Origin of the sequence: Streptomyces sp. MUSC 14 (assembly GCF_001866675.1) — a bacterium.
Classification (GTDB): Bacteria; Actinomycetota; Actinomycetes; order Streptomycetales; family Streptomycetaceae; genus Streptomyces.
Genome location: NZ_MLYN01000072.1, coordinates 45861 through 54343, shown reverse-complemented (window position 1 = coordinate 54343; position 8483 = coordinate 45861). Strand labels below are relative to the sequence as shown.

7 protein-coding genes, 1 tRNA gene and 1 pseudogene are annotated in these 8483 nt (G+C 72.0%); 4 read left to right on the top strand and 5 right to left on the bottom strand.

Going from position 1 to position 8483, the window contains the following annotated elements; genetic code table 11:
• Positions 1-306: pseudogene (locus BIV25_RS53690) on the bottom strand (phosphatase); the annotation flags it as partial.
• Between the two features lie 489 nt (positions 307-795).
• Between BIV25_RS53690 and BIV25_RS39080 the strand changes: the two are divergent.
• Together BIV25_RS39080 and BIV25_RS39075 are read left to right on the top strand one after the other, a co-directional pair.
• Positions 796-1461, top strand: coding sequence for a bifunctional DNA primase/polymerase (locus tag BIV25_RS39080; protein WP_071377303.1), 666 nt, complete (start codon positions 796-798; stop codon positions 1459-1461).
• 174 nt (positions 1462-1635) lie between these two features.
• Entirely contained in the window at positions 1636-2277 is a 642-nt protein-coding gene (locus BIV25_RS39075; RefSeq protein WP_071377302.1) for a hypothetical protein, read from the top strand.
• A gap of 266 nt (positions 2278-2543) precedes the next feature.
• Here the strand turns inward: BIV25_RS39075 and BIV25_RS39070 are convergent, their stop codons facing one another.
• From BIV25_RS39070 to BIV25_RS39060, 3 genes are all read right to left on the bottom strand, one after another.
• Positions 2544-3506, bottom strand: a complete 963-nt coding sequence (locus tag BIV25_RS39070; protein WP_071377301.1) for a DUF5926 family protein — start codon at positions 3504-3506, stop codon at positions 2544-2546.
• A 165-nt stretch (positions 3507-3671) separates the two neighbouring features.
• Positions 3672-4322, bottom strand: coding sequence for an ATP-binding protein (locus BIV25_RS39065; RefSeq protein WP_079177169.1), 651 nt, complete (start codon positions 4320-4322; stop codon positions 3672-3674).
• A gap of 62 nt (positions 4323-4384) precedes the next feature.
• Positions 4385-5224 (bottom strand): glycerophosphodiester phosphodiesterase, encoded by an 840-nt coding sequence (locus BIV25_RS39060; protein WP_071377299.1) that lies wholly within the window; start codon positions 5222-5224, stop codon positions 4385-4387.
• A 260-nt stretch (positions 5225-5484) separates the two neighbouring features.
• Here BIV25_RS39060 and BIV25_RS39055 point away from each other — a divergent pair, with 260 nt between their 5' ends.
• Together BIV25_RS39055 and BIV25_RS39050 are read left to right on the top strand one after the other, a co-directional pair.
• Positions 5485-6963: a S1C family serine protease gene (locus tag BIV25_RS39055; protein WP_071377298.1), complete on the top strand. Its 1479-nt coding sequence runs from the start codon at positions 5485-5487 to the stop codon at positions 6961-6963.
• A 240-nt stretch (positions 6964-7203) separates the two neighbouring features.
• Positions 7204-7290, top strand: a tRNA-Ser gene (locus BIV25_RS39050).
• A 67-nt stretch (positions 7291-7357) separates the two neighbouring features.
• On the opposite strand, the gene BIV25_RS39045 is transcribed toward BIV25_RS39050, so the two are convergent.
• Positions 7358-8230 (bottom strand): bifunctional DNA primase/polymerase, encoded by an 873-nt coding sequence (locus tag BIV25_RS39045; protein WP_071377297.1) that lies wholly within the window; start codon positions 8228-8230, stop codon positions 7358-7360.
• Positions 8231-8483 lie beyond the last annotated feature (253 nt).

Genomic DNA, 8483 nt, shown 5'->3' with positions numbered 1-8483 from the left:
GTCCTGGAGGAGGGTGCCGGGGGCGGGGACGCCGGGGGAATCGGCGGCGGGGGAGTCGGGCGCGGGGACGGGTGCGGCGTCCGGGGCGGAGGGGGCGTCCGGGGCGGGGGGAGTGGGCGCGACAGTGTGTGTGGACGTCGGAACCGTTGAATCGATTCCAGCCACTTTCGGAGGGTGCGGGGCACTCATGGTGTCCGGCTTCCAGACCGGTGCGTATTGCTCAAAAGCATCGCAAACCCCCATGTCATTCTGCGCCGCTAGCAGTGTCTCCACATGTACACGCACTCGTGAGGGGATGTCCAGCATTGTCCTGCGGGGATTCCTGGTGTCCATGAGACGGACGAGGTTTCCCCCGAACCCCTTGCCTTACTGCCAAGTTGGCTTAAAACTGCCTCGGGTATCGGTTCATTGCGGTCGACTGGCCTTGCTCCACAGAGCGTCACAGCGGTCGTGATGGGTACGTACTCGGAGAAGGCCAGGGGTGGCTGGGGGTCACCCGGAACCTGGCGACGGACCCGGGCGTCATAACCACCGACGGCCGAGCCCCATCCTCCCTGGCGGAGGCGGAGAGAAATACGCGCGACGGCAAAAACGCCATACTTCGCCACCCCTCACGCCGCAGCCGTGCTTATGACCGACGCACTACGGACGCGGCCCATGCTCGACCCTTTGGGGACCCCCCTGCCGTGCACGGGGGTGTGATGCGCCAATAGGTACGCACAGTGAAGTGATCGACACATGGTGTGATGTGGACCACGGTGTTGCCAGCGGTGCAACGGAAAGGAACGAGCGCTCATGCGCGAGATCCTCGGAAGGCGACGCAGGCTCCTGTCCAGGCGGAACGGCGGGGGACCTGAGCTGATCGACGCGGCCCTGACCTTCGCGACCGAGTGGCAGTGGCCGGTGCTCCCGGGTGTGGCCCCGGCCCCGCGGGGGCGCGCCCGCTGCGGCTGCCCCGACCCTGAGTGCGCGGTGCCCGGAGCGCACCCCTTCGACCCCGGCCTGCTCGCGGCCACCACCGACGCGCGCATGGTGCGCTGGTGGTGGACCAACCGGCCGAGCGCGCCGATCGTCCTCGCGACCGGGGGCAGGGCTCCCTGCGCCGTGAGCCTGCCGGCGCTCGCCGCCGCGCACGCGCTCGCCCTGCTCGACCGCCGGGGCATGCGCCTCGGCCCGGTGATCGCCTCGCCCACCCGCTGGGCGCTGCTGGTCAAGCCGTACTCCATGGAGCAACTGGGCGAGCTGCTCTACGCGAAGGACTTCGTCCCCGGCTCCCTGCGTTTCCACGGCGAGGGCGGATACCTCGCCCTGCCCCCGTCCGAGACCGGCGAGGGTGCCGTCCGCTGGGAGCGCGCTCCGCTGCCCGGCTCGGCCGCGCCCTGGGTGCCCGATGTGGAGGCGGTCGTCGACGCCGTGGTCGACGCCCTCACTCGTACGGGTGTGAGCGCGCCCGAGTTGTAGGGCTGTCGGCGCGGGTGCGTCGGACGGGCCGCGCTCGATCGTTATCTTCCGCACATGCTGCCAATTTCCGGGGGAAACCGACCTTCCGGGGGAAACCGACCGTCCGGGGAACACCGACGCCGCCCGCCACAGCGCGGCCGGCCCGACCCGCACACCTTCCGCCTGCTCGCCCTCATGGGCGTCGTGACGGCCGCCGTCGCGCTGCCGCTGGCCGTGGCGTCCGCCGGGCAGGTGGGCGAGAAGGCCCACCACGCGGCGGCCGACGAGCCGCACGACGCCGCACACCCGGCGGTGTCGGGACAGGACGACGCCCTACGACTGACCGGTGACGGGCGTGCGGACGGGGCCGGGCACGGAGGAGGGGGCGGGGACGCCAAGGTCCCCTCGCCCGATGTCTCTCCCCGGCTGCTCGGGCTCGGTCTCGCCACCGCCGCCCGCTGCGGCCCCGCGCTCACCTCCCCCGACGGCGTCGAGGCACAGACCTGCGTGCTGACCCAGGGAGCGGAGACCTGGGCGCGCACCTACTACCGCAACGCCACCGGCAAGCCGCTCGACTCCGTGCTGAGCCTGATGGGCCCGGGCGGCCACAGTCTCGAGATGCGCTGCGTCACCGGCGCCGACGACGAGCCCGCCACCTGCGAGACACCCCGTGAGCCCAGCCGGGGCGGGGCGGACGCCTACACGGCCGTCACCGAGTTCGCGAAGCACGGGGCCGACAGCGGCCTGCTGCTGCGCTCGGGCAGTGATCCGGTGAACTCCGGGGACGGATCCACGGGCGACGCCGCTGTCGACTCCGGGGGGCCGAAGGGGAGTTGACGCCCGGCTGTGGAACGTCCACCGCATGGGGACGGAGCGGCCGGGATCACGCGGGCATGGAAAGACCCGGTTGCTGGCGACGGGGGATGCACCAGCAACCGGGATACGGGAACGGTAACAAGAGATCGCCCGTTCGCAAATTCCGACTAGGGCATTCGGCCACCGATTTCCCTGCTGGGACGGTGAGTTGTGACAGGAGTCACCCGTACCGGAGACCATCGTCACGGCTGACCGACCGGTCAGCCGTGACGACCGTGAGGGGGACCTCAGCTGAGCGTGACCTGCCGGTTGGTCAGACCGCCGCGGGCCCGGCGCTCGTCCGGCGTGAGCGGTTCGGAGGTGGCGAGGGCCGCGGCGAGCCGCTCGGCGAACTCGGCGGCCGGCTTCTCCACGTCCTCGGCCGACATCCCGCTCGGCAGGTCCCAGACCGGCACCGTGAGCCCGTGAGCACGGAAGGAGCCCACGAGCCGGGTACCCTCGCCCAGGCTGGAGCGGCCCGCGGCGTGCAGCCGCGCGAGAGCGTCCAGAAGCTGCTCCTCGGGGTGCGGCATCACCCACCGCAGATGGTTCTTCTCCGGCGTCTCGCACCAGTACGCCGCGTCCACGCCGGACAGCTTCGCCGTCGGGATCGCGGCGGCGTTGGCCCGCTCCAGGGAGGCGGCCACGTCAGGAGCGGCGTTCTCCGCGTCCGGCACCCAGAACTCGAAGCCGCTGTGCACGACCGGCTCGAACGAGGCGTCGGCGACGAGCAGGTCCTGGAGCCGGGGGCTCTCGGCGGGGGCGCGGCGGCCCTGCACGGGCGTGCCCGGCTGTGCTTCGAGCGCCCGCAGGAGCGTGTCGGCGAGGTCGCGGCTGATGTCGCCGGACGCCGTGTCGTTCTGCAGGCCGAGCAGGATCGAGCCGTCGTCGCGGCGCAGCGCCGGCCAGGCCATCGGCAGCACCGTGGCGAGCGTGACCGACGGAACGCCCTCGGGCAGGCCGTCCTTGAGGGTCAGCTCGACCGTCGCGGCCGGGACCAGCTCGCGCAGCGCGACCCAGTCGCCCTCGCCCGCGAGGCCCTCGAAGGGGCGGTGCACCAGCTCGGTCACCGCGTGTGCGGCGGCCCGGCCGTGGCACGCCTTGTAGCGCCGGCCGCTGCCGCAGGGGCAGGGCTCGCGGGCGCCGACAACCGGGATCTCTCCGTCCGTGATCTGTGGCTTGGCCTTCGTCTGAGGTTGCTTCTTGGCCATCGTGGGTGTCTCCCGGTTACGGCTCTTCTCGTACGGGCGCGAGCCTAGCCGCTTCGGCCATCACCGACGGGAACCTGTGGACAACGCACGCGCGCTCGACGCCGGTGGTGTGAACCTGCGGAGGGCCAAAGGGACCTGACGGGCCGGATCCCGGCGGTCCGGAGCTCAGTCCAGATCGTCGAAGGCGTCCGCGAGGTCCAGGCCGGCCATCTCCATGTCCATGCCGGTGAGCACGGGGGCCGTGACGCGCGTAGCGAAACCGCCGTGCCGGCACCCGGCATCGGGATCGTGGACGTCCTCGTGGACCACCACCCAGACCGTCACCTCGCCCCGGATGTCGTCCCGCACGCCCCAGTCGTCGGCGAGGGCCGTGATGATGTTGAGCCCGCGGCCGCCGTGCGCCGTCACCGACGGCGTGGCCGGCGCCGGGCGGGTCGGACCGCCGCCGTCCGTCACCTCGACGGTGAGCCGCCCGCGCGGGTCGACGCGCCACGCGGCACGCACGTCGCCGTCACCGGCCGGTGCGTCACCGAGGGGCCGCCCGTGTCTGCAGGCATTGCTGAGCAGTTCCGAAAGGATCAGTACGGCGTCGTCGATGACCGTCTCCGACACGCCACCGCTGCGCAGCTGCGCGCGCATCCGGTGCCTTGCCTTCCCCACGCCCGCAGGGCCATGGGGTACGGCCATGCTCGACGACGTGGGCACCTCCTGTGCCACCACCAACGCCACCCCCGAGACCTCCTTCGCCCCACGCCACGGTGTGGATGCCCCCTGGACCTGTAGGGGAAACCGGCCAATCCCCTTCCGGTGACGCATTCGTAACGCTCATGCACGGAGCGGATGCGCCGGTGCACCCCCTGTGACGAAAGTGTCCGGAGTCACCCGCGGTTCAGCTGTCGCAGCACCGCGCGCGGGCGGTTGGTGATGATCGCGTCGATGCCGAGCTCCACGCAGAGATCGACGTCCTCGGGTTCGTTCACGGTCCAGACGTGCACTTGATGCCCGGCTCGTTTCAGTCGTTCCACGTACGCGGGGTGGTTGCGCACGATACGGATCGAGGGGCCCGCGATCCCCACGCCCGCGGGCAGCCTGCCGTCGCGCAGTCGCGGTGTGAGGAACTGCACGAGGTAGACCGTCGGCAGGGTCGGGGCGGCGGCACGCACGCGATGGAGCGAGCGTGCGGAGAAGCTCATGATCCGCACCGGGGACTCGGCGGCGGAGGCCGGCGCGTCCAGTCCGAACCGCTTCAGCAGCGTCAGCAGCCGTTCCTCGACCTGCCCGGCCCAGCGCGTGGGGTGCTTGGTCTCGATGGCCAGTTCAACCCGCCGCCCGACGTCCGCGACCAGTTCCAGCAGCCGCTCCAGGGTGAGTACGGACGTCTCCGCGCGGTCCTCCGGGCGGTGCTCCCAGTCGGGCTCCTCGGTGTCGGAGGTCCGGCCGCGCCAGGCCTCGCGGGTCTTGCGGGAGCCGAAGTCGAGGGTGGCGAGATCGGCCAGTTCCAGGGCGGAGACGGCGCCGCGGCCGTCGGAGGTACGGTTCACCCGGCGGTCGTGGACGCAGACCAGGTGGCCGTCGGCGGTCAGCCGTACGTCGCACTCGAGGGCGTCGGCGCCGTCCTCGATGGCCTTCTTGTAGGCGGCCAGGGTGTGTTCGGGCGCGTCCTCGGAGGCGCCCCGGTGGGCGACGACCTGGACGGAGCGCTGTGGTGCGTGGGTCACCGCGTCATCGTGCCACCGTCGGGGGGTGCTCGGGGTGGCGTGGGCATCCCTGATGACAAGTTATGTAACTTTTGTCGGAAAAACCTTATATAAAGACTGGCCCTGGACCCACAGCCACCGCTTATGGTGCTCTGACGGCCCGTGGGAAAAGCTGTCTCCATACAAACGGAACAGCGAAGACTGACCACAGCACCACGCAGAGCTGCCGAGCGTGACCGAGTGCGACCGACAACAACAGCCGTGGATCGAGGAGAAGAGCTGTGAGCACCGAGAACGAGGGCAACGAGGTACCCCCGGCCCCGTCCGCACCTCCCGTGCCGGTGGCCTCTTCCGCGGCTTCCCCGCAGAGCCCCGAGCCCGACGGGAACGCGCCGACCACTCCCCTCCCGCCGGTCCCCGGCGACGCCCCGGCCGGCCCGGCCGCCGAAGCGGGCGCCGGGCACCCCTCCGGCCCCGCCCCCGACGGCGCCTGGCCGCCCCCGCGGCCCGCCGCCCCGCCGCACCCCGAGACCCCGTCCTACGGCGACGCGGGCGCGGGCGCCGCCGGCGGCTTCGGCGGCCCGGGCGTCCCCGTCTGGGGCGCGGCCTACCAGCAGCCCGCCCCGAAGCCGCGCGGGCGCGGCGGTCTGATCGCCGCGGTCCTGGTCGCCGCGCTGGTCGCGGGCGGTCTGGGTGGCGGCCTCGGCTACACCCTGGCCAAGAACCACGACGACAGCGGCTCCACCACCGTCTCCGCCTCCGACAGCGGCGGCGCCACCCAGGTCAAGCGCGCGCCCGGCACGATCGCCAGTGTGGCCGCCAAGTCGCTGCCCAGCACCGTCACCATCGAGGCCGAGGGCACCAACGGCGACGGCGGCACCGGCACGGGCTTCGTGTTCGACAGGCAGGGCCACATCATCACCAACAACCACGTGGTGGCGGACTCGCTGGACGGGGGCAAGCTGACCGCGACGTTCCCGAACGGCAAGAAGTACGACGCCGAGGTCGTCGGCCACGCGCAGGGCTACGACGTGGCGGTGGTCAAGCTCAAGAACCCCCCGTCGGACCTTGAGCCCCTCCCGCTCGGCGACTCCGACAAGGTGGCCGTCGGCGACGAGACGATCGCCATCGGCGCCCCCTTCGGTCTGTCCAACACGGTGACGACCGGCATCATCAGCGCCAAGAACCGCCCGGTGGCCTCCAGCGACGGAAGCGCCAGCAGCAAGGCGTCGTACATGAGCGCCCTGCAGACCGACGCGCCGATCAACCCGGGCAACTCCGGCGGCCCGCTGCTGGACGGCTCGGGCGCGGTCATCGGCATCAACTCCGCGATCCAGTCGACCAACAGCGGCGGCGGCTTCGGCGGCTCCGGGCAGTCCGGCTCGATCGGCCTGGGCTTCGCCATCCCGATCAACCAGGCCAAGTACGTCGCGCAGCAGCTGATCAAGACCGGCAAGCCGGTCTACGCCAAGATCGGCGCGTCCGTCTCGCTGGAGGACTCCAGCGACGGCGCGAAGATCACCGACCAGGGCACGGCCGGTTCCGCCGCGGTCGAGTCGGGCGGCCCCGCCGACAAGGCGGGTCTGAAGCCCGGCGACGTGATCACCAAGCTGGACGACATGGTGATCGACAGCGGCCCGACCCTGATCGGCGACATCTGGACCCACAAGCCCGGCGACAAGGTGGCGATCACCTACAAGCGGGGCGGCCAGCAGCACACGGTGGACCTGACCCTGGGCGCCCGGGTGGGCGACAGCTGACCCACCGCCGACACCGGCACGCGCGCGTAAGGGGCGCCTCTCCACGGAGGGGCGCCCCTTCGCCGTTCACGAAGGACGGGGCCCGGCACGCACGCGCGTGCGTGCCGGTGGCCGCTGCCCCCGGGACACGCCCCCCGGGGCCCGTGACCGCCCTCCCGGGCCCTGTACCGGACCACGGCGCCCGCCGAACGCCCGCTCCCGGTACGCTGTTACCCGCTCCGTCCCAGGTGGACGGCGCGAGGAGGCGTGCCCGAGCGGCCGAAGGGAACGGTCTTGAAAACCGTCGTGGCAGCGATGTCACCGTGGGTTCAAATCCCACCGCCTCCGCACAGGTAGTGGATGTGCTGGTCAGAAGGGGTGTCCCGGTTCGGGGCGCCCCTTTTCCTTGCTCGGTTCACGGCCGGTGTCCCGTCATCCGGGCTGCCGAGGCGATCGTCGCACGGGCCTCGCGCTCGGTCAGGCCGGTGCTACGGGCCGCCTCGGTCAGGGCGTCCGCGAGGGCGGGACCGAGGCCGTTCTCGTAGGCGCGGCAGGCCGCCCAGAACAGGCGGGTGTTGCGCTGGCCCTCGTGGGCGGAGAGGACGAACTGGACCAGGCCGCGGCCGTGGTCGCCGGGGACGGCCGGGGCCGGGTGCGGGGTGCGCGGCGGGGGCAGGAGCAGGCGCAGGAGGGACGGCGGGCAGGGGGCGGGGGCCAGGTGTGCGGTGCCCGGCGCGGCGGTGTAGACGCCGTGGTCGGTGCGTGAGCCGGGGCCCACGAGGTAGCCGCCGGCGCCCCTGATGTCGATGCCGGGGGCGAGACGGCCGGCCGAGTTCGGTACGACGGCGTCCGGCGGGCCGGTGAGCCACAGATGGCGGCCGCCGCTCGGGGTCCGGACGACGACCGTCTCCGGAATCGTGAACAGATGCCGCAGGGCCAGTTCGCGCAGGGCGGCCGAGGAGTCCGTGCCGCACTTGGTGTCCAGGTCGACGCCGATCAGATGGTACGGGGGCAGCCCGCAGGCGATGCCGTAGCCGGTGGCCCAGGGTGCGGCGGCGAACAGTTCGCGGATGCGGGCGGGGTCGGTCGAGGCGTCGTACACGCCGTGGCCGAAGCGGCCGCACGCGCCGTGGCAGCGCGGTCCGGCCGGGTCGGGGTCGTCGCGGTGGGGGGAGCGCAGGGCCGGGAGTTTCGTCCGGGACAGGGGGATGACGGCCAGGCCGCGTTCGGCGGCGGACAGCGCGTGTGCGAGGGCCAGGGTCGTGGCCTGCCGGTCGGTGGTGGCCATGGATCCATGTTCGTACGTACGTTCGAAAAAGGGAAGGGGGCGCGTTCGGTGTGCGGGGCGAGCCGGGGGCGCGGCGGGCGTGCGGCGGAACGGTTCGCCCCTTGTGTCGCTTGGGGTGTGAAAGTCCAGCGCGCGCCTCCCGGGTGGAGAGGAGGCAAATCGTGGCGATAGAGGTTTATCGACTTGTCCTCACGCTTGAGTGCTAATCAGGGCATCCCGGGTGGTTCGCCGGGGATTCGGTGGGCAACTCTTG